At 74.6% G+C, this 23,141-nt stretch carries 25 protein-coding genes; 13 read left to right on the forward strand and 12 right to left on the reverse strand.

Annotated elements, in window-relative coordinates:
- On the reverse strand, window positions 1-336 hold a 336-nt coding region (locus IE321_RS42240; RefSeq protein ID WP_229916550.1), incomplete at its 3' end, for an AfsR/SARP family transcriptional regulator.
- Window positions 337-460: 124 nt separating this feature from the next.
- Here IE321_RS42240 and IE321_RS26530 point away from each other — a divergent pair.
- Window positions 461-1,255, forward strand: a complete 795-nt coding sequence (locus tag IE321_RS26530) for a site-2 protease family protein (RefSeq protein WP_190224806.1) — start codon at window positions 461-463, stop codon at window positions 1,253-1,255.
- Window positions 1,256-1,272: 17 nt separating this feature from the next.
- Here the strand turns inward: IE321_RS26530 and IE321_RS26535 are convergent, their stop codons facing one another.
- On the reverse strand, window positions 1,273-1,458 hold the full coding sequence (locus IE321_RS26535) for a hypothetical protein (RefSeq protein ID WP_043229859.1): 186 nt from the start codon (window positions 1,456-1,458) through the stop codon (window positions 1,273-1,275).
- Window positions 1,459-1,559: 101 nt separating this feature from the next.
- Window positions 1,560-2,258 carry an NADPH-dependent F420 reductase gene (gene npdG / locus IE321_RS26540; protein WP_190224807.1) on the reverse strand — a complete coding sequence of 233 codons (699 nt, stop codon included), beginning with the start codon at window positions 2,256-2,258 and terminating at the stop codon, window positions 1,560-1,562.
- 92 nt (window positions 2,259-2,350) lie between these two features.
- On the opposite strand from npdG, the gene IE321_RS26545 reads away from it, so the two are divergent.
- Window positions 2,351-2,950: a hypothetical protein gene (locus IE321_RS26545; protein WP_043229861.1), complete on the forward strand. Its 600-nt coding sequence runs from the start codon at window positions 2,351-2,353 to the stop codon at window positions 2,948-2,950.
- A 66-nt stretch (window positions 2,951-3,016) separates the two neighbouring features.
- Window positions 3,017-4,327 (forward strand): MFS transporter, encoded by a 1,311-nt coding sequence (locus tag IE321_RS26550; RefSeq protein WP_051842676.1) that lies wholly within the window; start codon window positions 3,017-3,019, stop codon window positions 4,325-4,327.
- Between the two features lie 22 nt (window positions 4,328-4,349).
- Here the strand turns inward: IE321_RS26550 and IE321_RS26555 are convergent, their stop codons facing one another.
- Entirely contained in the window at window positions 4,350-4,580 is a 231-nt protein-coding gene (locus tag IE321_RS26555) for a hypothetical protein (RefSeq protein WP_190224808.1), read from the reverse strand.
- A 61-nt stretch (window positions 4,581-4,641) separates the two neighbouring features.
- Between IE321_RS26555 and map the strand changes: the two genes are divergently transcribed.
- Window positions 4,642-5,499 (forward strand): type I methionyl aminopeptidase, encoded by an 858-nt coding sequence (map, locus tag IE321_RS26560; protein ID WP_043229863.1) that lies wholly within the window; start codon window positions 4,642-4,644, stop codon window positions 5,497-5,499.
- 117 nt (window positions 5,500-5,616) lie between these two features.
- Window positions 5,617-6,267, forward strand: coding sequence for a biliverdin-producing heme oxygenase (locus IE321_RS26565; RefSeq protein ID WP_043229865.1), 651 nt, complete (start codon window positions 5,617-5,619; stop codon window positions 6,265-6,267).
- A 9-nt stretch (window positions 6,268-6,276) separates the two neighbouring features.
- Here the strand turns inward: IE321_RS26565 and IE321_RS26570 are convergent, their stop codons facing one another.
- The 3 genes from IE321_RS26570 to IE321_RS26580 form a co-directional block, all read right to left on the reverse strand.
- Entirely contained in the window at window positions 6,277-6,954 is a 678-nt protein-coding gene (locus IE321_RS26570; RefSeq protein ID WP_043229866.1) for a PhzF family phenazine biosynthesis protein, read from the reverse strand.
- Window positions 6,955-7,042: 88 nt separating this feature from the next.
- Window positions 7,043-8,659 carry an HtaA domain-containing protein gene (locus IE321_RS26575; RefSeq protein WP_190224809.1) on the reverse strand — a complete coding sequence of 539 codons (1,617 nt, stop codon included), beginning with the start codon at window positions 8,657-8,659 and terminating at the stop codon, window positions 7,043-7,045.
- A gap of 132 nt (window positions 8,660-8,791) precedes the next feature.
- Complete coding sequence (locus IE321_RS26580) at window positions 8,792-10,213, reverse strand: HtaA domain-containing protein (RefSeq protein ID WP_190224810.1); 1,422 nt, start codon at window positions 10,211-10,213, stop codon at window positions 8,792-8,794.
- 137 nt (window positions 10,214-10,350) lie between these two features.
- Between IE321_RS26580 and IE321_RS26585 the strand changes: the two genes are divergently transcribed.
- The 7 genes from IE321_RS26585 (at window position 10,351) to IE321_RS26615 (ending at window position 17,780) form a co-directional block, all read left to right on the forward strand.
- On the forward strand, window positions 10,351-11,355 hold the full coding sequence (locus IE321_RS26585; protein ID WP_190224811.1) for a heme/hemin ABC transporter substrate-binding protein: 1,005 nt from the start codon (window positions 10,351-10,353) through the stop codon (window positions 11,353-11,355).
- Complete coding sequence (locus IE321_RS26590) at window positions 11,352-12,443, forward strand: FecCD family ABC transporter permease (RefSeq protein ID WP_190224812.1); 1,092 nt, start codon at window positions 11,352-11,354, stop codon at window positions 12,441-12,443. The genes IE321_RS26585 and IE321_RS26590 overlap by 4 nt, the downstream gene beginning before the upstream one ends.
- Complete coding sequence (locus IE321_RS26595; protein ID WP_190224813.1) at window positions 12,440-13,312, forward strand: heme ABC transporter ATP-binding protein; 873 nt, start codon at window positions 12,440-12,442, stop codon at window positions 13,310-13,312. Before IE321_RS26590 ends, IE321_RS26595 begins: the two co-directional genes overlap by 4 nt.
- A 175-nt stretch (window positions 13,313-13,487) precedes the next feature.
- On the forward strand, window positions 13,488-14,645 hold the full coding sequence (efeO, locus tag IE321_RS26600; RefSeq protein WP_190224814.1) for an iron uptake system protein EfeO: 1,158 nt from the start codon (window positions 13,488-13,490) through the stop codon (window positions 14,643-14,645).
- A complete protein-coding gene (efeB, locus tag IE321_RS26605; RefSeq protein WP_190224815.1) occupies window positions 14,642-15,895 on the forward strand; it encodes an iron uptake transporter deferrochelatase/peroxidase subunit in 1,254 nt (417 codons plus the stop codon). The genes efeO and efeB overlap by 4 nt, the downstream gene beginning before the upstream one ends.
- An 18-nt stretch (window positions 15,896-15,913) precedes the next feature.
- Entirely contained in the window at window positions 15,914-16,792 is an 879-nt protein-coding gene (gene efeU, locus IE321_RS26610) for an iron uptake transporter permease EfeU (protein ID WP_043230629.1), read from the forward strand.
- A complete protein-coding gene (locus IE321_RS26615) occupies window positions 16,752-17,780 on the forward strand; it encodes an SCO2278 family lipoprotein (protein WP_190224816.1) in 1,029 nt (342 codons plus the stop codon). The genes efeU and IE321_RS26615 overlap by 41 nt, the downstream gene beginning before the upstream one ends.
- Before the next feature lie 25 nt (window positions 17,781-17,805).
- Here IE321_RS26615 and IE321_RS26620 read toward each other — a convergent pair whose 3' ends face one another.
- Window positions 17,806-18,582: a bifunctional DNA primase/polymerase gene (locus IE321_RS26620; RefSeq protein ID WP_043230626.1), complete on the reverse strand. Its 777-nt coding sequence runs from the start codon at window positions 18,580-18,582 to the stop codon at window positions 17,806-17,808.
- A 112-nt stretch (window positions 18,583-18,694) separates the two neighbouring features.
- Window positions 18,695-19,318, reverse strand: coding sequence for a TetR/AcrR family transcriptional regulator (locus tag IE321_RS26625; RefSeq protein WP_190224817.1), 624 nt, complete (start codon window positions 19,316-19,318; stop codon window positions 18,695-18,697).
- Window positions 19,319-19,498: 180 nt separating this feature from the next.
- Here IE321_RS26625 and ddaH point away from each other — a divergent pair, with 180 nt between their 5' ends.
- Window positions 19,499-20,329 carry a dimethylargininase gene (gene ddaH / locus IE321_RS26630; protein ID WP_350812866.1) on the forward strand — a complete coding sequence of 277 codons (831 nt, stop codon included), beginning with the start codon at window positions 19,499-19,501 and terminating at the stop codon, window positions 20,327-20,329.
- A gap of 3 nt (window positions 20,330-20,332) precedes the next feature.
- Here ddaH and IE321_RS26635 read toward each other — a convergent pair whose 3' ends face one another.
- Genes IE321_RS26635 through IE321_RS26645 form a run of 3 tightly spaced genes read right to left on the reverse strand, consistent with a single transcriptional unit; the run spans window position 20,333 to window position 23,128 of the window.
- The gene (locus IE321_RS26635) at window positions 20,333-21,316 is read right to left on the reverse strand and encodes a small ribosomal subunit Rsm22 family protein (protein WP_190224818.1); all 984 of its coding nucleotides are present in this window, start codon (window positions 21,314-21,316) and stop codon (window positions 20,333-20,335) included.
- Between the two features lie 9 nt (window positions 21,317-21,325).
- Window positions 21,326-21,814: a hemerythrin domain-containing protein gene (locus IE321_RS26640; protein WP_190224819.1), complete on the reverse strand. Its 489-nt coding sequence runs from the start codon at window positions 21,812-21,814 to the stop codon at window positions 21,326-21,328.
- A 15-nt stretch (window positions 21,815-21,829) separates the two neighbouring features.
- Window positions 21,830-23,128, reverse strand: coding sequence for a Bcr/CflA family multidrug efflux MFS transporter (locus tag IE321_RS26645; RefSeq protein ID WP_190224820.1), 1,299 nt, complete (start codon window positions 23,126-23,128; stop codon window positions 21,830-21,832).
- Window positions 23,129-23,141 lie beyond the last annotated feature (13 nt).

Below are 23,141 nucleotides of genomic sequence, written 5' to 3' on the forward strand. Positions count from 1 at the left end.
CGCGGCGGTTCCCTCGGCGGCGAGCCGTTCGAAGCGGAAGAGGTCGACGTCCTCGCGGGTGGCGCCGAGGCGGTAGCCGCCGCCCTCGGCGGAGGGGACCCGGTCCCGTCCGAGCGCCTTCCGGAGCCGTCCGGCCAGGGCCTGGAGCGCGGCGACGGCGTCGGCGGGCGGCTCGTCGCCGTGCCAGACCTCGTCGACGAGCGCGGCCACGGGCAGCGCCCGGCCGGGCCGGAGGGCGAGGGCGGTGAGCAGGGCGCGGACGCGCGGGCCGCCGACGGGCAGCTCGCTGCCGTCGGCGGTCAGCACTCGGGTCGGTCCCAGGAGGCAGTAACGCACTCCCCCATTCTCCGTGAGGGTCCGTCGCCCGCCGCGCGCCGGGGGAACCCGGGGGCGGGGCGGTACGTTCTCCCGCACACAGCCCGCGCGACCCGTGCGGGGCACGCCCCCGGGGGAGCCCGTGATGAGTTCGGCCGCCGTCCGCCGCCAGGAGCGCCGGATCAGCCCCGTCTTCCTGGCGGTGCTCGCCGTCATGGCGGTCACCGGATGGGCGGTGTGGACGGACTTCGCCGCCCTGCCCGGGGTGGCGGTCTTCCTCTTCGTCACCTCGGCGTGGATCGTCTCGCTCTGTCTGCACGAGTACGCGCACGCCCGCACGGCCCTGCACGGCGGGGACATCACGGTGGGTGCCAAGGGCTATCTGACCCTGAACCCCTTCGCGTACACCCACGCCGTCCTGAGCGTGGTCCTGCCGGTGCTGTTCGTGATCATGGGCGGGATCGGTCTGCCCGGCGGGGCCGTCTTCATCGAGCAGGGCCGGATCAAGGGCCGCTGGAAGCACAGCCTGGTCTCGGCGGCGGGCCCGCTGGCGAACGTACTGTTCGCGGTGGTGTGCACGGCCCCGTTCTGGCTGGGCATGCTCGACGGGGTGCCGGCGGCGTTCCGGTACGCGCTGGCGTTCCTGGCGTTCCTCCAGGTGACGGCCGCGCTGCTGAACCTGCTGCCGGTGCCGGGGCTCGACGGCTACGGCATCGTGGAGCCCTGGCTGTCGTACCGGGTGAAGCGGCAGATCGAGCCGTACGCGCCGTACGGCTTCTTCGTCGTGATCGCGCTGCTCTTCGTGCCGGTCGTGAACGGCGCCTTCTTCGACGCGGTCGACGCCCTGATGCGGTCGCTGGGGGTCGACGACCTGACCCGCTACTGCGGCTCCGAGCTGTTCCGCTTCTGGGAGGGGACGCCGGAGTACTGCCCGATCTAGCCCCCCGGCGGCGGCCCCTAGACCCCGGCGGTCTCGGCCCGCTCGGCCCTGGCGCGGCGGACGTAGTACCAGGCCATGTTGGAGGAGAGGCCGGCGAGGAGGACCCAGACGACGCCGATGAAGCTGCCGTTCACGAAGGAGATCACGGCGGCGGCGACGGCCAGGGCGCAGACCACGAGGGCGTAGAGGGCGAGACGGGGCATGGGGGTCGGCTCCTGTCGGGTACGGCTGACGGTGCCCGACCAGTGTCCCCCATGCCCCGAAGCGTCCGTTCTCCGGCTCCGCCCCGGGGCGGGAGGACCGCTCAGATGTCGGTGACGCGCAGGCCCGCGTGGGCCTTGTAGCGGCGGTTCACCGAGATCAGGTTGGCGACCAGCGACTCGACCTGGTGGGCGTTGCGCAGCCGGCCGGCGAAGACGCCGCGCATGCCGGGGATGCGGCCGGCCAGTGCCTGCACGATCTCGACGTCGGCGCGCTCCTCGCCGAGGACCATGACGTCGGTGTCGATCTCGGCGATCGAGGTGTCCTTGAGGAGGACGGCGGAGAGGTGGTGGAAGGCGGCGGCGACCCGGGAGTCGGGGAGCAGCGCGGCGGCCTGCTCGGCGGCGGAGCCCTCCTCGGGCTTGAGGGCGTAGGCGCCCTTCTTGTCGAAGCCGAGCGGGTTGACGCAGTCCACGACGAGCTTGCCGGCGAGTTCCCCGCGCAGCGACTCCAGGGTCTTGGCGTGGCCGTCCCAGGGCACGGCGACGATGACGACGTCGCTGCGGCGGGCGCACTCGGCGTTGTCGGCGCCCTCGACGCCGTGGCCGATCTCGGCGGCGACGGCCTCGGCGCGGTCGGCGGCGCGGGAGCCGATGATCACCTGCTGGCCGGCGGCGGCGAGGCGGTAGGCGAGGCCGCGGCCCTGGTCGCCGGTGCCGCCGAGGACGCCGACGACGAGCCCGGAGACGTCGGGGAGGTCCCAGGGGTCCTTGGCGGGGCGGGGGGAAGTCGAGGAAGTCATGGGCCGACCCTACCGAGCGGTCCGGGCCCCGTTCGGGTGGATCGGGGACAACGGGCCGCGCGCGGGCGTCCGCTGGGGCAGGATGCGGCGCCATGGATGCCGTACGGGTCGCGTTGCTGCGGGAAGTGCTCGCCGGGACGGAGTGGCCGGCGGCCTCCCGTCGCTTCGCCGGGACGCTGCGGGCGTCGGTGGTGCCGCGGCGGGGCGGGCTGCTGCTGGTGGGCACGGAGGCGTACGAGCCCTGGCACCTGGCGGCGCACCTGGTGGACGAGGCTGCCTGGTCGGGGCTGCCGGAGCTGGCTCCGACGCTGGTGCGGCACCGGGCGCGGCCGGGGGACCCGGCGCACCTGGCGGTGGGTCCGGAGCGCCTGGAGGCGGCGGGCCGGGGGGCGACGCTGCTGGTGGTGGCGCCGGAGCGGCCGGAGGAGGGGCTGCTCCAGCGGGTGCACGACGCGCGGCGGGCGGGCGCGACGGTCCTCTCGCTGGACGGCGGCGACCCGGAGGTGCGGGGGCTCGCGCACGAGGCGCTGAGCGTCGCGGAGGGGGCGGAGGTGGACCTGGACACGGTGCAGCACCTGGTGGGCGCGGCGGCGGGCGAGAACAGCCTGCCCGCGCCGCGGGGCCGCCGCCTGCGCGACCGGCTCTCCCTGCTGGCCGACCGTCTGACGTCGCCGCCGCCGGCGCGCTGGTGAGGGCGGGGCCGGGGGGCACCGGAATTCGGTTGCCCGGGGCGACCGGCGGACGGAACATGGCTCCTCGTGTCCTCCCCCGCGCCCTCCACGCTCCGCGCCCGGCTCGCCGCCGTGCTTCCCGACACCGCCCCGTGGCGGTCCTCCCGTGACTTCCGCCTGCTGTGGGGTCAGGGGCTCGTCACCTACTTCGCCAGTGCCATGGCGATGGTGGCGCTGCCGCTCCAGATCAAGGAGCTGACCGACTCGCCGCTCGCGGTGGGCGCGATGGGCGCGGTGGAGCTGGTGCCGCTGGTGGTGTTCGGGCTGTACGGCGGGGCGCTGGCGGACGCGGTGGACCGGCGGCGGGTGATCGTCGCGACGGAGGCGGGGCTCGGGCTGCTGGCGCTGCTGCTGCTCGGCAACGCGCTGCTGGACGAGCCGCTGCTGTGGCCGCTGTACGTGGTCGCGGCGGGGGTGTCGGCGCTGGCCGGACTCCAGCGGCCGGCGCTGGACTCGCTGCTGGCCCGGATCGTGCCGCACGAGCAGCAGACGGCGGCGGCCGCCCTGAACTCGCTGCGGTGGCAGCTGGGGGCGATCGCGGGACCGTCGCTGGCGGGCGTGGTGGTGGCCTACGCGGGCCACGCGCCGGCGTACGCGGTGACGCTGGCCGGGTTCGCGGCGTCGGTGCTGATGTGCCGCCGGCTCTCGCCCGCGCCGCCCGCGCACGACGCGGAGAAGCCCTCGCTGCGGTCGATCGCGGAGGGCGCGCGGTACGCCTGGTCGCGGCCGGTGCTGCTGGGCACGTACGCGATCGACCTGGCGGCGATGGTCTTCGCCTTCCCGAACGCGGTCTTCCCGTTCCTCGCGGACGAGCTGGACGCGCCGTGGTCGCTGGGCCTGATGTACGCGGCCGGCTCGGTCGGCTCCCTGGTGCTGGGGCTGACCAGCGGCTGGACGTCGAAGGTGCGGCGGCACGGGCTGCTGGTGGCGGGCGGCGCGGCGGGCTGGGGGCTGGCGATCGCGGGCGCGGGCTGGTTCGGGAACGTGTGGCTGGTGCTGCTGTGCCTGGCCTTCGCGGGCGCCGGCGACATGCTGAGCGGGCTGGGCCGCTCGACGATCTGGAACCAGACGATCCCGGAGGAGCTGCGGGGTCGGCTTGCGGGCATCGAGGTGCTGTCGTACAGCGTGGGCCCGCAGCTCGGGCAGGTGCGGGCGGGCGTGATGGCGGGCTGGACCGGGACCCGTACCGCCGTGTGGGCGGGCGGGGTGGCGTGCGTGGCGTCCGTGGGCCTGCTGTGCCTGGCGCTGCCGAAGCTGCTGCGGTACGACTCCGCCACCGACGAGGACGCGCTGCGCCGCAAGGCCCAGCAGGAGACGGCGGCGGCCGGGGCCGGGTGATCCGGCTCCCGGCCGCCCGCCGTCAGCCCTGGTCCTCGTCCGGCCTCGGCTGGTCGTGCCAGCGGGGGTCGGTCTCCCACTCCAGGTTGCGCTCGCGGGCGGTCTCCATGGCGTGGGAGGCCTCCTCACGGGTGGCGTAGGGGCCGAATCGGTTCTTCGCCGGGCATTCGGGCCCTTCCTCGACCTTCTTGTGTTCCAGGCAGTAGTACCACTCGCCCGGCTTTCCGGCCGTGCGCTTCTTGAACAGGGCCATGGTCGTCGGCTCCTTCCCTCGGGACCATGCTGCCCCAGACGCGGTCGTTAGACTCGCTGGCATGTCTGGCCAGTCGCTTCTCGTACCGGGGGAGCTCTCCCCCGCCCGCTCCGTACCCGGCTCGATCCGCCGCCCCGAGTACGTCGGAAAGCCCGCTCCCACCCCCTACACAGGGCCGGAGGTGCAGGACTCCGACACCGTCGAACGGATGCGGATCGCCGGCCGCATCGCCGCGCAGGCGATGGAGGAGGCCGCCAAGCACATCGCCCCGGGCGTCACCACCGACGAGCTCGACCGGGTCGCGCACGAGTTCATGTGCGACCACGGCGCCTACCCCTCGACGCTGGGCTACCGGGGCTTCCCCAAGTCGCTGTGCGCCTCGGTCAACGAGGTCATCTGCCACGGCATCCCCGACTCCACGGTGCTGCGCGACGGCGACATCGTGAACCTGGACGTCACGGCGTACATCGGCGGGGTGCACGGCGACAACAACGCCACCTACCTGTGCGGCGACGTCGACGAGGAGTCGCGCCTGCTGGTGGAGCGGACCCGGGAGTCGCTGAACCGCGCGATCAAGGCCGTGAAGCCGGGCCGGCAGATCAACATCATCGGCCGGGTCATCGAGTCGTACGCCAAGCGCTTCGGCTACGGCGTGGTGCGGGACTTCACCGGGCACGGCATCAACACGTCGTTCCACTCCGGCCTGATCGTGCCGCACTACGACTCGCCCCACCACACCACCGTCATCCAGCCCGGCATGACCTTCACGATCGAGCCGATGCTGACCCTCGGCACCCACGAGTACGACATGTGGGACGACGGCTGGACCGTGGTGACCAAGGACCGCAAGCGGACCGCCCAGTTCGAGCACACCCTGGTGGTGACCGAGACGGGGGCGGAGATCCTGACGTTGCCCTGAGCCCCCTTCGGGGTACAGCCTTTACCGACAGGTCGTCGGGAACCAGTTGACTTAGGTAAGCCTAACTTGGCACCATCAGGTCACTGGTTCCCGCCCCATCGGTCCCGGAGGCACGCCTTGGACACCCCCTTCTCCACCCTGATCCGCACGGCCTCGCACGAGCAGCACACCGAGGCGGAGACCTCGTCCTTCATGGGCGACCTCCTCGGCGGACGCCTGGGTGTGGACGCCTACGCCCGCTACACGGAGCAGCTCTGGTTCGTGTACCGGGCCCTGGAGGAGGGTGCGGAGGCGCTGCGGGAGGACCCGGTCGCCGGGCCGTTCATACAGCCCGAGCTCTTCCGCACGGCCGCCCTGGAGGCCGACCTGGCCCATCTGCGCGGGCCCGGCTGGCGCGCCGGGGCCTCGGCGCTGCCCGCCACGGAGGCGTACGCGGCGCGGGTCGCCGAGTGCGCCCGCAGCTGGCCCGCGGGCTACGTCGCCCACCACTACACCCGCTACCTGGGCGACCTGTCGGGCGGTCAGATCATCCGCGACAAGGCCGAGCGGACCTGGGGCTTCGAGCGCAAGGGCGACGGCGTGCGGTTCTACGTCTTCGACGCGATCGGCAATCCGGCGGCCTTCAAGCGGGCCTACCGCGAACTCCTCGACGGGGTGAACGCGGACGACCTGGAGAAGCAGCGGATCGTCGACGAGTGCAAGCGGGCCTTCGCCTTCAACACCGGCGTCTTCCGCGAGCTGGGCGGCGAGTTCCCGCTCAGCGCGTGACCGGGCCCCTCACCGGGTGAGGGTGCCCTCCAGGCGGACCCGTCCGCCCAACTCCACGATGCCGTCAGGGCCGGGGGCGGTGAGCAGCTGCGACCCCCGGCCCTGCGTGATGTTCAGGGCCCGGCCCAGCAGGTCGGTGAGGAGCAGGGCCGCCGCGCCGGTGGCCTCGTCCTCGTCGACGCCGTCGCCGCGGCCGGGGAAGGCGCGCGCCCGGATCCGTCCGGCGGCCTCCTCCTCCCACGCCCAGGCGTAGATCCACTCCCCCGGCTCGGGCACCTCCAGGGCGTCCACCTCGGCGGCGGAGCCGTACTGGCGCAGGGTGCGCGGCGGGGCCCACTCGGCGCGGGCCTCGATCCAGGTGAACTCGCCGTCGCCGCGCACCCACACCTCTCCGGCGGGCGGGCGGACGACCTCCAGGTCGAGCAGCCAGGCGGTGCCGACGAGCGGGTGCCCGGCGAAGGGCAGCCGCAGGCCCGGGGTGTAGATGTCGACGATCCCGCGCTCGGGGTCGTCGACGAACACGGTCTCGCTGAAGCCGAGCTCCTTGGCGAGCGCCTGCCGGGACGACTCGTCGGGGTGGGTGCGTCCGTCGCGGACGACGCCGAGGGCGTTGCCGTGGCGGCCGTCGCCCGCGCAGAAGACCCGCAGGACGTCGATCTCGGTGCCGGTCACCCCAGTCGTGTTCATGGCGGAATTGAACCATCCGAGCGCAGGCGGCAGGGCCGCACCTCGATTTCCGGGGTGCGGCCCTGCCGTTTTTTCGGGTGGCGGCCGGTCAGGCCTCGGTGCCGTCGGTGGTGCGGCGGCGGGCGGCGACGACGACGGCCCCGCCCGCGGCGACGACGAGCGCGGCGGCGCCGGCCAGCAGGCCGGTCGGGGTGGAGGAGCCGGTGGCGGCGAGCGTTCCGGAGTCTCCGACGGTCCCGGCACCGCCGACCGTGCCCGCGCCGCCGACCGTGCCGGCGCCGGTGGTGCCGGAGCCGGTGGAGCCGGTCGAGCCCGCGGTGCCGGTCGAGCCGGTGGTCGCGGAGGGGAGGGTGGCGTCCTCGTCGAGGGCGAGGGAGACGGTCACCGGGTCGAGGGCGAGGCCCGCGTCGTAGTACGAGGCTCCGCCGGGGGCGGCGAACAGGGCGGCGCCGTCGGCGGTCAGCTTCGCGGGCAGCGCGGCGAGGGTGACGACGTCCTTCTTCGGGGTCCAGTCGGCCTTGGTGAGGTCGAGCTCGGCGAAGCGCACGTCCCGGCGGGTGCCGGAGGCGGTGGTGACGTCGGCGGTGAGGGTGCCCGTGGTGCCGCTCGCGGTGAGCTTCAGGCCGCCGATCCGCAAGTCGATGCCGTGCGCGGCGCAGACGAAGTCGACCCGGCCGGTGAAGGCGGCGGTGAGGGTGCGGGCGTCCGCGTCGAGGGCGGCCTCGTCGACCCGGAAGGCGTACCCGGAGCCGGACGCGACCGCTCCGGCGGCCGGGGTGACGGTGCCGTCGCAGCGCTCGGCGACGTACACCCGCCAGCGCTCCAGGACGCCCCAGGTGAGCCGCCCGGCGACGACGCCGGGGTCCTCGGCGGGCGTGGTGGCAGTCGCCGTCGGGCTCGGGGCGGTGGTGGTCGGCGCCGGCGTGGTGGGGGCGGTGGTGGTGGGGGCCGTCGTCGGGGCCGTCGTCGGCGGGGTGGTCGGGGGTGTGGTGGGCGGGGTGGTGGGGGGCGTGGTCGGCGGGGTGGTCGGGGGCGTGGTGGGCGGCGTGGTGGGGGCGGCGCCCTGCTTCACGGTGAGGGTGGCGGCGTCGAGGGCGTCGCCCGCCTTGTAGAAGCCGGCGAAGGCCGCGGCGCCGTCCTCGGTGAGCTTCGCGGGTATGTCCTTGAAGACCATCGCGCCGCCGGCGCCCTGGCCGGGGCGGACGCCGCTCATGTCGAGCGCGGCGAAGGAGACGTCGTCGCGGGTGGTGAAGGTGCCGTCCTTCTCCTTGGTGACGACGTCGGCGGTGATCTCGCCGGTGGGCGCGGCCGAACCGGCGGTCTTCAGGCGGACGTCGGAGATCCGGATGTCGAGGACGCCCTCGTGTGCCTCGAAGTGGACGCCGCCCTTGAAGGCGGTGGCGGTGCCGTGGCCGCTCGTGTCGTAGGTGCCGGTGCCGTCGACGAAGGTGAAGACGCCGTTGCCGGCGGCCTGCGTGGCGCCGCCCTCGACCGTCGTCCTCCCCTTGGAGAAGGGCTGCGCGAGGTAGGAGCGGAAGGACTGCTTGATGCCCCAGTCCAGGGTGCCCTCCACGAGGGGGATCGGCGGGGCGGCGGTGTCGGCGGCGGCCGCGGGGAGCGCGAGGGTGAGGGCGCCGGCCCCCAGGGCGGCGGCCGTGGTGACGGCGGCGGCCAGGAGGGCGGGGCGGCGCGTGCGGGTGGGCATGTCGGGTGTCTCCTCGGCGGGAACGGGGGGTTCGGGGGGCTTCGGGGGGGGTTCTTCGGGGTGTACGAGGGTGTGGCGGGCCGCCGCGCGGGCGTCAGGCACGGCCCGTACGGGAGGCGAGGGGGGGGTGGGTCAGTCGGTGGGCGTCGCCCCGGTGCGGCGGCGGAGGAGGAGGGCGTACGCGACGACGGCGGCGGCCAGGAGGCCCGCGCCGATCCCGGCGTAGACGACGGCGGGGGTGCCGGAGTCCGTGGAGGCGGCGGCGGTCACGGGTGCGGCGGAGGCCGACGGCTTCGCGGACGGCGTGGCGGCGGGCGGGTCCGTGGGGGCGCTGCCGAGGTCGGGCAGGGCGGGGAGCGCGGCGGCCGGGTCGACGGAGACGGCGAGGGAGACCGGGTCCATCGCGGTGCCGGCCCTGTACATCCCGCCGAAGGCGCGGGCGCCGCCCTCGGTGAGCTCGGCGGGGGCCTCGGTGACGGCCGCGAGGCCGTTCACCGGGGCGAGGCGGCCGGCGGCGAAGGTGACGAGGGGGACGGCCCGTTCGGTTTTCCCGGCGCTGGTGACGTCGGCGGCGAGGGTGCCGGTGCCGCCGGTCACGGTGACGGTGACCCGGGCGAGGGTGAGGTCGAGGTGGCTGCCGGTGAAGCGGACGCTGCCGGCGAAGGCGGCGTCGAGGGTGCCCGCGGCGGGGTCGTAGCGGCCGGTGCCGGAGGGGAAGCGGAAGAGGGCCCCGCCGTCCTGGGCTCCGTCGGCGAGGGTCCACTTCCCCTGGGCGATGGCGCCGGTGACGTACTCGCGGAAGGTGCGGCGGACGCCCCAGTCGACGGCGGCGGTGCGGAAGGCTCCGGCGGTCGCCTTCGGCTTCGGGGTCGTCGTCGGGGTGGTGCTCGGGGTCGCCGCCGGTGCGGTCGTCGGGGAGGCGGCGGGGGCCGCCGCCTCGACGTCGACCGTGAGGCTGACCGGGTCGAGCGCGGTGCCGGCCGGGTAGTAGCCGGCGAAGGCGCCGGCGCCCTGGGCGGTGAGGGTGACGGGGACGTTCGCGAGGGAGACGGGACCTGCCCCGCCGCGCATGTCGACGCCGCCGAGGCCGAGCGTGGCGAGCGGGACCTGGGAGCTGACGGTGGTCCGGCCGCTGCCCTTGGCCTTGCTCGCCATGTCGGCGTAGAGGGTTCCGGCGCCGCCCTGGATCCGGATCCGTGGGCGGCTGATGGTGAGGTCGAGTTCGTTCGTGCCGTCGGCCTTGCGGTGTCCGGTGAAGTGGACGCCGCCGGAGAAGGCGGCTTCGAAGGCGCCGGTGACGGGGTCGTACGAGCCCCGCGCGGAGTGGAAGCGGTACTGGGAGCCGACCGTGGCGGCGCCGCCGGTGAGGCTCCAGCCGCCGTGCGCGACGGGCCCGGTGACGTAGCTCTGGAAGGAGGACTTGATGCCCCAGTCCAGCCGTCCGCCCTGCACCGGGCGGCTCTCCGCGTGGGCGGCGGCGGCCGGGACGAGGGCGGCGAGCAGCGCCGCGAACAGGGTCACGGCGAGTGCGCGGCAGGGTCTGGACAGCAGCATGGAGCACCCCTCCGAGGGGCTAGCAGGTGAGGTAAGGCTAACCTAAGCTACATCCCGTCCCGGCCGGAACCCTCCTCCCGAGAACCGACCCGGCCGGGCGACGAACTCCCCCCAGCGGAACGACAGGACGGTGCCCGGTGCGCAGAACTCGCCTCGCGGGAGCGCTGACAGCAGTAATCGCCCTCGCCCTCACGGCGACCGGGTGCGGCGGCGGGAACACCCCGGCCGCCCCCTCCGCGGCGGCGCACCCGGCGGCCGCCCCCGACCGGGTCGAACCGCTCCCCTCCCCCGGCTCCCCCCGACTGCCCGTCACCGTCGCCTCCGCCGACGGCCGGCGGGTGACCGTCGACTCGGCCGAGCGGATCGTGCCGCTCAGCGGCTCGCTCAGCGAGATCGTCTTCACCCTCGGCCTCGGCGACCGGGTCGTGGCCCGGGACGTCACCGCCACCTTCGAACAGGCCGCGGAACTGCCGGTGGTGACCCGCGCCCACGACGTCTCCGCCGAGAGCGTCCTCTCCCTCAGGCCGACCCTCGTCCTCGCCGAGTCCACCACCGGACCCGCCGAGGCCGTCGCCCAGATCCGCGACGCGGGCGTCCCGCTCGTCGTCGTCCCGGCCGCCGAGGACCTCGACGACGTCGGCACCCGCATCGACGACGTGGCCGCCGCGCTCGGCGTCCCCGCCTCCGGCACCGCCCTGCGCGAGCGGACCGCCGAACGGCTCGACGCCGTACGGGAGAAGATCCCCGCCCACGCCGACCGGCCGCGCGTCGCCTTCCTCTACGTGCGCGGCTCCGCCGCCGTCTACCTCCTCGGCGGCGCCGGGTCCGGGGCGAGCTCCCTCCTGGAGGCGGCCGGCGCGGTCGACGCGGGCAAGGAGTCCGGACTGGAGAAGGACTTCACCCCGATCACCAGCGAGGCCCTCGCCGCCGCCGCGCCGGACGCGATCCTCGTCATGTCCAAGGGCCTGGAGTCCGTCGGCGGGATCGACGGACTCGTGAAGATCCCGGGCGTCGCCGAGACCCCGGCCGGCGCCGCGCGCCGGGTGGTCTCCGTCGACGACGGCGTCCTCCTCAACTACGGGCCGCGCACCGACCGCGTGCTCGCCTCGCTCGTGGACCAGCTGTACGGGGAGGGGAAGTGACGGCCGTACGGGAACGCCCGGTGCTCCCCGCGGCGCTGGCGGCGGCCCCGCCGCCGCCCCGCCACGGCCGCGCCGCGCTGCTCACCGGCGGGCTGCTCGCCGCGCTGCTGCTGCTCGCCCTGCTGTCCGCGGGCGTCGGCGCGTACGACATCCCGCTCGGCGACGTCCTCGCCTCCGTCCAGCACCGCACCGGCCTCGGCGGGCACGCGCTGGACCGGACCGCCGAGAGCGTGCTGTGGAACATCCGGCTGCCCCGGGTGGTCCTCGCCCTCCTCGTCGGCGCCTCCCTCGGCTGCGCCGGCGCGCTGATGCAGGGCGTCTTCGGCAACCCGCTCGCCGAACCCGGCGTCATCGGCGTCTCCTCCGGCGCGGCCGTCGGCGCGGTCGGCGCGATCGTGCTCGGCGCGGGCTTCCTCGGCACCTGGACGGTCACCGTCTTCGCCTTCGCGGGCGGCCTGGTCACGGTGGTGGCGGTGTACGCGATGTCCCGCTCGGGCGGCCGGACGGAGGTCGTCACGCTGATCCTCACCGGCATCGCGGTGACCGCCTTCGCGGGCGCGCTCATCGGGCTCTTCATCTTCTTCGCGGACAACGCGCAGATCAGCCAGATCACCTTCTGGCAGCTCGGTTCGCTGGCGCAGGCCACCTGGCCGAAGGTGCTCGCGGTGCTGCCGTGCGCCCTGCTCGGCCTGGCCGTCGCCCCGCTGTACGCCCGCCGGCTCGACCTGCTCGCGCTCGGCGAGGGGCCGGCCCGGCACCTGGGCGTGGAGGTGGAGCGGCTGCGGATCGCGCTGATCCTGGTGGTGGCGCTGCTCACGGCGGCGGCGGTCGCGGTCTCCGGCATCGTCACCTTCGTGGGCCTGGTCGTCCCGCACGTGCTGCGGATGGCGAACGGGCCCGGGCACCGCTTCCTGATCCCCGGCAGCGCGCTCGGCGGCGCGGTCGCGCTCACCGCGGGCGACCTGGCGGCCCGCACCCTCGCGGCCCCCGCCGAACTCCCCCTGGGCGTCCTCACCGCCCTCATCGGCAGCCCGTTCTTCTTCTGGCTGCTCAGAAGGACCCGTCGGAAGCAGGGTGGTTGGGCGTGAAGGGCGTGACCGGCGTGTTCAGGAGGCGTACCCGGGAGCTGCCGGCGACGGCGGAGCGCGGCGCGGTCGTGGCGGCGGCGGACGGGGTGCGGGTGGTGCGGGGCCGCCGGGCCGTCCTCGACGGGGCCGGGATCGAGGTGCGCGCCGGCGAGGTGCTGGCCCTGGTGGGCCCGAACGGCGCCGGGAAGTCGACGCTGCTGTCCGTGCTCGCCGGGGACCTCGCGCCCGCGGCGGGGACGGTACGGATCGGGGGACGGGCCGCCGGCGACTGGAGCGCGCCCGAACTGGCGCTGCGCCGGGCCGTGCTGCCGCAGACCGCCGAGCTGTCCTTCCCCTTCCCGGTCGCGGAGGTGGTCCGGATGGGCCGGGCGCCGTGGGCGGGGACGGAGCGGGAGGCCCAGGACGAGGCGGCGGTGGCGGAGGCGATGGCCGCGACCGAGGTGGCGGAGTTCGCCGCGCGCCCCTTCTCCGCGCTCTCCGGCGGGGAGCGGGCCCGGGTGGCGCTGGCCCGTGTGCTGGCCCAGCGGGCCGGGCTGCTGCTGCTCGACGAGCCGACGGCCGCGCTCGACCTGCGCCACCAGGAACTGGTGCTGCGGGTCTGCCGGGAGCGGGCGGCGGCCGGGGACGCGGTGGTGGTCGTGCTGCACGACCTGGGGCTCGCGGCGGCGCACGCGGACCGGGTGGGGGTCGTCCACGGGGGCGGGGTGGCGGCCGACGGGCCGCCCGCCGGGGTGTTCGGCGAGGAGCTGCTGAGCCGGGTCTACCGGCAGCCGGTGGAGGTCTTCCCGCACCCGCGGACGGGCGTCCCGCAGGTCGTTCCCCGGCGGGACGCGGAGGCGGTGCAGAGCGGGGCAAACCACCCTGCTTGACCGGTGCTTGACCCGGGGATGGGGCGGTCATGGCGCACCTGTGACCGCGCTGTGTCCGATCCGCCGGACGTGAGAGTCACATCACTGGACGGGCGGGTTTGACTGAGGTAAGCCTCGGTTAAGTTAGGTCCGCCTCAGTGGCACACCCGTCCCGTCCCCCCGTCCTGGAGCCTTCATGCGAGCCGTCCGCACCACCGCCGTCACCGCCCTGGCGGGCGCCGCCGTCCTGGCCGCCGTCACCGGATGCACCGCGAAGAGCGACGCCAAGGCGGAGGGCGACGGCGTCACCGTCACCGCCAAGGACGACTCCTGCGAGGTGTCGAAGAAGGAGTTCCCGGCCGGCCACGTCACCCTGAACGTGGAGAACCGCGGCTCCAAGATCACCGAGGTCTACGTCCTCTACCCGGACGACCGGATCGTCACCGAGCGCGAGAACATCGGCCCCGGCACCAAGGCCACGCTCACCGCCGAGATCAAGGCCGGCTCGTACGCGATCGTCTGCAAGCCCGGCATGACCGGCGCCGGCATCCGCCAGGCCGTCACCCTCACCGGCGGCGACGCCGCCGCCCCGAAGCGCTCCGCCGAGATGGACGCCGCCGTCGCCGCCTACCGCCAGTACGTCCAGGCCCAGGCCGAGGAGACGCTGCCGAAGGTGAAGGTCTTCACCGACGCCGTCCGCGCCGGCGACCTGGAGGCCGCGAAGAAGGCCTACGCCCCCTCCCGCATCGGCTGGGAGCGCACCGAGCCGGTCGCCGAGTCCTTCGGCGACATCGACCCGAAGGTCGACGTCCGCGAGGACGGCCTGGAGGAGGGCCAGGACCCGGCGAAGGACTGGACCGGCTGGCACCGCCTGGAGAAGGCGCTCTGGCAGGACAAGAAGATCACCGCCCGCGAGAAGCAGCTCGCCGACCTCCTCGACAAGGACCTCGCGGACTGGGTGAAGCGCGTCGGCACCGCCGAGATCACCCCCACCTCGATGGCCAACGGCGCCAAGGAGCTCCTCGACGAGGTCGCCACCGGCAAGGTCACCGGCGAGGAGGAGCGCTACTCCCACACCGACCTGGTCGACTTCAAGGCCAACGTCGAGGGCGCGCAGAAGTCCTTCGACCTGCTCCGGCCGGTCGCCACCAAGAACGACGCCGCGCTCGTCGCCGAACTCGACAAGCAGTTCGCCGCGCTGAACACGCTGCTCGACAAGTACCGCGCCGACAAGGCCGGTTACGACTTCACCTCCTACGACAAGGTCGGCGACCCGGCGCGCAAGGAACTGTCGGACGGCGTCAACGCGCTGGCCGAGCCGCTCTCCAAGCTCGCCGCGGCGGTCGTCAAGTGACGCCCGAACCGACCCCCGGGGGCGGCCCCGCCCGCCGCACCGTCCTCGCCGGCGGCGGCGGCCTCGCCCTCGGTGCCGCCGTGGCCGGCGGCGCCGCGGCGCTGACCCGCGACGGGGACGCCACCGCGCCCGTCGCGGACAGCGGTGCCGCCGTGCCCTTCCACGGGCCGCACCAGGCCGGCATCGCCACCGCCGTCCAGGACCGGCTGCACTTCGCCGCCTTCGACGTCACCACCGACGACCGCGAGAAGCTGGAGAAGCTCCTGCGGGAGTGGACCCGGGCCGCCGAGCGGATGACCGCGGGACGCGAGGTCGGCGAGGGCGCCTACGGCGGCCTCCCGGAGGCGCCGCCGGACGACACCGGTGAGGCCCTCGGCCTCAAGCCGTCCCGCCTCACCCTCACCATCGGCTTCGGCCCCTCGCTCTTCGACGGGCGCTTCGGGCTGAAGGACAAGCGGCCCGGGGCCCTGGTGGAGCTGCCCAGGTTCCCGGGCGACAACCTCGATCCGGCGCGCAGCGGCGGCGACCTGTGCGTGCAGGCGTGCGCCGACGACCCCCAGGTCGCGGTGCACGCCATCCGCAACCTCGCCCGGATCGGCTTCGGCACGGTCGCGGTCCGCTGGTCCCAGCTGGGCTTCGGCAAGACGTCCTCGACCACCCCGGACGCGCAGACCCCGCGCAACCTCTTCGGCTTCAAGGACGGCACCCGCAACGTCGCCGGCACCGACACCGCCGCCCTCGACCGGCACGTCTGGGTCGGCGCGAAGGAGGCCACCGGCGGCGGCGCCTGGATGGCAGGCGGCTCCTACCTGGTCGCCCGCCGGATCCGGATGAACGTCGAGACCTGGGACCGCACCCCGCTCGCCGAGCAGGAGGACATCTTCGGCCGGGACAAGAAGGAGGGCGCGCCCGTCGGGAAGGCGAAGGAGCACGACGAGCCGTTCCTCAAGGCGATGAAGCCGGACTCGCACGTCCGGCTCGCCCACCCGGACGCCAACGGCGGGGCGCACCTGCTGCGCCGCGGCTACTCCTTCACCGACGGCACGGACGGCCTCGGCCGGCTCGACGCGGGCCTGTTCTTCCTCGCCTACCAGCGGGACGTCCGGTCCGGCTTCGTCCCGGTGCAGACCGCGCTGGCCAAGGCGGACGCGCTCAACGAGTACATCCAGCACGTCGGTTCGGCGGTCTTCGCCGTCCCGCCGGGCGTCCGCGACGCGGACGACTGGTGGGGCCGCGGCCTTTTCTCGTAACCCTGGGAGGTATCCGCCGTGTTCGGCAACTATCTGATCGGCCTGCGCGAGGGGCTGGAGGCCAGCCTCGTCGTCTGCATCCTCATCGCCTATCTGGTGAAGACCGGCCGGCGGGACGCGCTGAAGCCGATCTGGGCCGGCATCGGCGTGGCCGTCGGCATCGCGCTCGCCTTCGGCGCCGGCCTGGAGTTCGGCTCCCAGGAGCTGACCTTCGAGGCGCAGGAGCTGCTCGGCGGCTCGCTGTCCATCCTCGCCGTGGTCCTGGTGACCTGGATGGTCTTCTGGATGAAGAAGACCGCCCGGCACCTGCGGGCGGAGCTGCACGGCAAGCTGGACGCGGCCCTGGCCATGGGCACCGGCGCGCTGGTCGCCACCGCCTTCCTGGCGGTGGGCCGGGAGGGCCTGGAGACCGCGCTCTTCGTGTGGGCGTCGGTACGGGCCTCCTCCGACGGCAGCCACGCGCCGCTGCTCGGCGTGGTCCTGGGCCTGCTGACGGCGGTGCTGCTGGGCTGGCTGTTCTACCGGGGCGCGCTGCGGATCAACCTGGCGAAGTTCTTCACCTGGACCGGCGGGATGCTGGTCGTGGTCGCGGCGGGCGTCCTCGCGTACGGCGTGCACGACCTCCAGGAGGCGCGCTTCCTCGGCGGGCTCGCCGACAAGGCGTTCGACATCTCGGCGACGGTCCCGCCGGACAGCTGGTACGGCACGCTCCTCAAGGGCGTGTTCAACTTCCAGCCCGACCCGACGGTCCTTCAGGTCACGGTGTGGGCGCTGTATCTGATCCCGACGCTCGCGCTCTTCCTCGCCCCGATAGGGTCGGGTCCGTCCGTGCGCGTGGAGAAGCAGAAGGCGACCGATGAGAAGGCTGAGGCTGGAGCGGCAGACCCGGCGGTCTGAGAGGCCCCGTCGCGGCGGGGCCCCGGCGGCCCTCGCCGCGGCGACCGTCGTGGCGCTGACGGCGAGCGGCTGTGTGACCGTCCACGGTGAGACCGCGGTCGTGCCGGGGGCTACGCCCGACGAGGCGTCGGCGGCGCTGGCCGCCTTCGTCACCGCGTTCAACCGGGCCGACAAGGCCAACGACCCGACGCTCGACGCCGCTCAGGTGACCGGCCCACTGGGGGCGATCAACCAGGCCGGCCTCAAGTCGAAGTCGGTGACCCAGCCGGGGGGAAACCCGAAGCACCAGCCGCTGGAGCTGCGCGACGCCCGCTTCCTGGTCCCCGCGAAGGCGGGCTGGCCGCGCTGGTTCGTCGCGGACGCCGACGCCAGCCGCGACGACGGCACCCCGCAGGCGGGGAACCGCTGGCTCGTCGCCTTCCTCAAGGACGGCCCGGACCGGCCGTGGAAGGCGGCCCACCTGGCGATCGTCGGCCCGGACGCGATGCCCGAGTTCGCCGAGGAGCGGGGCGACGAGGTGCCGCTCCCGGCCGCCTCGAAGGCGACGGCGATCGCGCCGGAGGAGCTGAGCGAGCGGTACGCCGACTATCTCAAGGACGGCGGTACGGGCTCCTTCGCGGCGGGCGCGCACACCAGCCAGTGGCGCGAGAAGCGGGCCCGCACGGCCCAGCGGCCGGGCCTGGCGACCCAGTGGATCGACCGGCCCGCCGACACGGGCGACTTCGCGCCGCTGGCGCTGGCGACGAAGGACGGCGGGGCGCTGGTCTTCTTCGCCAGCCGCCACTACGAGCGCCAGACGACCGCCAAGGGCTACCGCCCGAAGGTGGGCCCGGAGCTCAAGGCCCTGATGAAGGGCGAGGTCGTGAACACGGTGACCAAGGAGTGGATGTCGAGCCAGGTCGTCCTGGTGAAGCCCGCCGGCACGGAGAAGGACGCGGTCACCTTCGCCGGACGCCTCCAGGGCGTCGTCTCCGTCGAGGGCTCCTGACCCCGCCCCCGGCCGGGGGCGGCGCTCAGCGGGTGAGCGGCCAGGCGACGGCGTGGGCGGCGTGCTCGTCGCCCTCGGCCGCGCGCTCGGCGGCGTGCCGGGCGCAGGCGTCGGTGAGGGTCTCCAGGAGGTTCAGCGGGTCGGGCAGCGCGTGCTCGGGGCCGCGGACCCAGCCGACGACCGGGTGGCCGGCCTCGTCACCGGGGAGCCGGGCGGGCGGCACGAGGACGTAGCTGCCGCGGCAGTGCCAGCGCAGGCCGGGATGCTCGTCCATGGTCTCGGGATGGCAGTCGAGCTCGCAGGGCCACCACTCGTCCTCGTCCTCGGGGGTGCCCCGGGTGGCGGTGAAGAAGAGCATCCGGCCGCCGTCGCCGGTGCTGTCCGCGGACTCGGCGACCGGTCCCACCTCGACGCCCTCGGCGAGGAGCCGTTCGAGGGCGGAGCGGCCGGCGGCCAGCGGCACGTCGAGGACGTCGTGGACCATGCCGGTGGCGGTGATGAAGTTGGCCTCGGGCTCGTTGCGCGCCCAGCGCTCGATCTGGGCGCGGTCGGTGGTCGACTGGGTCTGCCAGGCGAAGGAGACCGGGTGCCGGGCGGGGGTCGGACAGCCGATCCGCTCACAGGAACAGCTGTAGCCGACGGGATAGGCGGCGGGGGCCAGGGGCAGTCCGGCGGCGGCGACGGCCAGGAGCAGCGTCTCGCGGGTGTTCCCGTCGTCGGCCGCGGTGCGTTTCGGGCGCCTGCGCAGCCACTGTGCGAGTTTGCTCTCCGTGCCGCGGTAGCGGCCGATGCCGTCGCCCATCTATCCCCTCACAGCTCATGCTCGCCCGTTCGGCTCTGCCCATGGTCCCACCATCCTGCTCCCCGGGTGACCGGAGTGGGGAACCGGGGGCCGGTGACGACGCTCACGCTCGTCACGGGCGGGGCGTGAGACCGCGCAGGGCGTGCTCGACGAGGGCGTCGGCGTAGGCGTGGTCGAGGGGTCCGGTGCGGTGGAGCCAGCGGTGGTGGAGCGGGCCGACGAGGAGTTCGGTGGCGAGCCGGGGGTCGACGGCCGGATCGGCCTGGCCTGCGGCCTGGGCGGCCTCGATGCGGCGGCCGAAGACCTGGAGCTGGGGTTCGAGGAGGGCGGCGGTGAAGCGGGCGCCGAGCTCGGGGTCGGTGGAGCCCTCGGCGGCGAGCGCGCGGGTGGGGGCGTCGTAGAGCGGGTTGTTGAGTTCGTCGACGGTGGCGCGCAGGACGAGCCGGAGGTCGGCGGCGAGGTCGCCGGTGTCGGGCAGCTCGGTCTGTCCCCCGGTGGCGCCGGCCTCCTCGGCGGCGCGGGCGGCGAGGTCGAGGAAGGCGTCGAGGAGGACGGCGGCCTTGGAGGGCCACCAGCGGTAGATGGTCTGCTTGCCGACGCCGGCGCGGGCGGCGATGCCCTCGACGGTGGTCTTCGCGTAGCCGGTCTCGGAGACGAGGGCGAGGGCGGCGTCGAAGATGGCGCGGCGGGAGCGCTCGCTGCGGCGGGAGGCGTCGGGGGCCTTGGGCTCGGGCATGGCGCCGAATCTACCATCGGGCGAGACGGGTCGTCTCGTCAGTGGGCGTCCGGAAGTCGATCGGGTGTGCGCAGGACGAACCACCCGAACGGTCCACTGCGCGCGGGCCCGCGAGAGCGGACCATGGCTCCACCGATCCACGGCCCGCCCCGGCGGGCCACCGTCCGTGAGGAGGCCCGATTGCGCTCCACTCCGCGCGAGTCCTCGCCCCGCCGCTACCTGATGTGCCCACCCGCGCACTTCACGGTGACGTACTCCATCAACCCGTGGATGGACCCGACGAAACCCGTCGACCTGCCGCTCGCCCTCGCCCAGTGGGAGGACCTCCGCGACCGCTATCTGGCCCTCGGGCACACCGTCGAACTCCTCGACCCCGACCCGGCACTGCCGGACATGGTCTTCGCGGCCAACGGCGCGACCGTCGTCGGCGGCCGGGTGCTCGGCGCCCGTTTCGCCCACCCGGAGCGGACCGCCGAGGCCGACGCGCACCTCGCGTGGTTCCGCCGCAACGGCTGGGCCGAGGAGGACCTGGGGCTCCCGCTGCACGTCAACGAGGGCGAGGGCGACTTCGCCGTGACCGCCTCCTGGATCCTGGCCGGCACCGGCTTCCGCTCCAGCCCGCTGTCGCACGGCGAGGCCCAGGAGTTCTTCGGCCGGCCCGTGATCGGCCTGGAGCTGGTGGACCCGCGCTACTACCACCTGGACACGGCGCTGTCCGTCCTCGACGAGGCGGCCGACGAGGTCATGTACTTCCCCGGCGCCTTCTCCCCCGGCAGCAGGGCCGTCCTCGCCCGGCTCTTCCCCGACGCCCTCCTGGCGACCGAGGAGGACGCGGCGGCCCTCGGGCTCAACGCGGTCAGCGACGGCCGCCACGTGCTGCTCCCGCAGACGGCGACGGGCCTCTTCGGCCCGCTGCGGGACCGCGGCTTCGAGCCGCTCGGCATGGACCTCGGCGAACTCCTCAAGGGCGGCGGCAGCGTGAAGTGCTGCACCCAGGAGCTGCGGCCCTAGGCCCTAGTCCTGGCCGGCGGGCGGCCAGGAGTCGCCCCACTCGGCGTCGCGGGCCCGCTTGTACAGGGGTCCGTGGCGCTTGGTGACGGTCTCGCGGCCGAGTCCCTCCGGGGCGCAGAGGTCGAGCAGGACGAGGCCCTTGCGGATCTGCGGCCTGCGGACGACGCGGCCGGGCGCCGGGCGCACGGGGAAGCGGGTGGCGGCGACGTACGCGTACTTCTCGTCCTCGTAGGGCAGCGAGCCGCCCTTGACCTTCCGGTGCAGCGAGGAGCGGCTGACCCGCGCCGAGAAGTGGCACCAGTCGGTGCCGGGCTCGATCGGGCAGGCGCCGCTGTGCGGGCAGGGCGCGGCGACGGTGAGGCCGGCGTCGATCAGCACGGACCGGGCGGCGATGATCCGCTCGTAGCCGTCGGGGGTGCCGGGCTCGACGACGACGACGGCGCCGCGCGCGGCGCGGGCGGCCTCCGCGACGAGCGCGGTCCGGTCGCCCTCGGTCAGCTCCTTGAGCACGTACGACACGGTGACCAGGTCGGTCTCGTCGAGCCGCAGCGCGGTGCCGATCCGCTCGCGCCGCCACGCGGCGTCCAGGACCCCGTCGGCCAGCTCCCGGCCGAGCGCGAGCGCGGGCTCGGCCCAGTCGAGGACGGTGCTGCGCGGCCCGCCCTCCCACACGTCGGCGACGGCCCAGCTCGCGGCCCCGGTCCCGCCGCCGACGTCCGTGTGGGTGCCGGGCGTCCACTCCGGGGCGGCCGCCCACAGCGCCTCCAGGGCGCCCCGGGCGGCCTCGAAGGTGGCGGGCATCCGGTAGGCGGCGTACGCGGCCACGTCCGACCGGTCCCGCAGCACGGGCGCGTCGGTCGGGGTCGTCCCCCGGTAGTGCGCGATCAGCCGGTCCACGGCCTTCGTGGTCTGCGAGGGCGGCAGCCCGTCCAGCAGCCCGGCGAGGGCGGCGCGCAGGGACTCGGCGGAGGCGGAGGAGACGTTCACCGACCCAGTCTAGGCGCCGGCGTCGGTCGTCCCGGCCGGGGCGACCGGGCGGCCGTGCACCGTGCTCCAGGCCGACATCGCCAGGTCCCACTGGTCGCCGGTGAGTTCGGTGAGGGAGGCGGGGAAGAGTCCGTCCTCCTCCTTGGCGATGTGCTCGTGGAGCTCGTCGACGGCGCGGACGAAGGCGGTCCGCTGGGCGGGGTCGTCCAGGTCGAGGGCGGTGAGGAAGGCGTCGAGTTCGCGGTGCTCGGCGACGAGCGCGGAGACGTACCCCGCGTACTCCTCGTTCTCGGCCATGACCCGGAAGAGGCCCGCCTCCTCGCCGGCCCAGTGGCCGCGCAGCCGCACCGCCATCTCTCCGGCGAGGGCCGCGGCCCTCGCGCGGTCGCCCGCGTCGAGCGCGCGGACCGCGTCGCCGCCGAGGTCGGTGACGGCCTCGTGCTCGGCGATGAACTCCTTGATCAGCGGGATGTCGCGGCAACCGCAGTAGTGGCACATCCCGGGATCGTCACATCAGGGCGCGGTCCTCTCCCGGGCGACGCGCCACGGGCGGCACAGCAGCAGGAAGCAGGCGAGGGCGGCGGCGGCGCAGGAGACCTGGACGACGGCCATGGGGACGGCGGTCCGCTCGCCCGCGATGCCGACGAGCGGCGAGGCCACCGCGCCGATGAGGAAGGAGGAGGTGCCGAGCAGCGCGGAGGCGGAGCCGGCCGCGTGCGGGGTGCGCATGAGGGCCTGCGCGTTGGTGTTCGGCATCGCCAGGCCCATCGCGGACATCAGGACGAAGAGGCCGGCGGCGATCGGGACCAGTCCGACCTCGCCGAAGACGCCCGTGGTCATCAGGAGCAGCGCCGTCGAGGCGAGGAGGATCACGGAGAGGCCCACGCCGAGGGCCTTGTCGAGGCTGACCCGTCCGACGAGCAGCTTGCCGTTGACCTGGCCGACGGCGACGAGCCCGACGGAGTTGAGGCCGAAGAGGAGGCTGAAGGTCTGCGGGGAGGCGCCGTAGATCTCCTGGACGACGAACGGGGACGCCGAGATGTAGGCGAAGAGGGCCGCGAAGGCGAGGCCGCCGGCCAGCATGTAGCCGGTGAAGACGCGGTCTGCGAGCAGTCCGCGCATGGTCCGCAGGGCCTGGCCGACGCCGCCCTCCTGGCGCCGCTCCGGGGGCAGCGTCTCGTGCAGGAAGCGCCACACGACGAGGGTGAGGAGGACGCCGATGACGGCGAGGACGTGGAAGACGCCCCGCCAGTCGGTGATCCGCAGGATCTGTCCGCCGATGAGCGGCGCGATGATCGGCGCCACGCCGGAGATCAGCATGAGGGTGGAGAAGAAGCGGGCCATCTCGACGCCGTCGTAGAGGTCGCGGACGACGGCCCGGGCGATGACGATGCCGGCGGCGCCGGCCAGGCCCTGGAGGAGCCGGAAGGCGATGAGGAGCTCGGCGCTGGGGGCGAAGGCGCAGACGGCGGTGGCGAGGACGTAGACGACCATGCCGACGAGGAGGGGCCGGCGGCGGCCCCACTTGTCGCTCATGGGGCCGACGACGAGCTGGCCGAGGGCCATGCCGGCGAGGCAGGCGGTGAGGGTGAGCTGGACGGTGGCCGCGGGGGCGGTGAGCGAGCGGGTGACGTCCGGCAGCGCCGGCAGGTACATGTCCATGGACAGCGGCGGGAGGGCCGTGAGTCCGCCGAGGACGAGGGTGACGAGCAGTCCGGCCCGCCGGGCGGCCGGGACGGAAACGGCGCCGGGGGCGACCGACGGCGGTCCGGCTATGTGTCCTTGTGTTGTTTTCTGGCCGCTTTCCGGCATCGACTGCTCCGTT

Origin of the sequence: Streptomyces hydrogenans (assembly GCF_014656075.1) — a bacterium.
Taxonomy (GTDB): domain Bacteria; phylum Actinomycetota; class Actinomycetes; order Streptomycetales; family Streptomycetaceae; genus Streptomyces; species Streptomyces hydrogenans.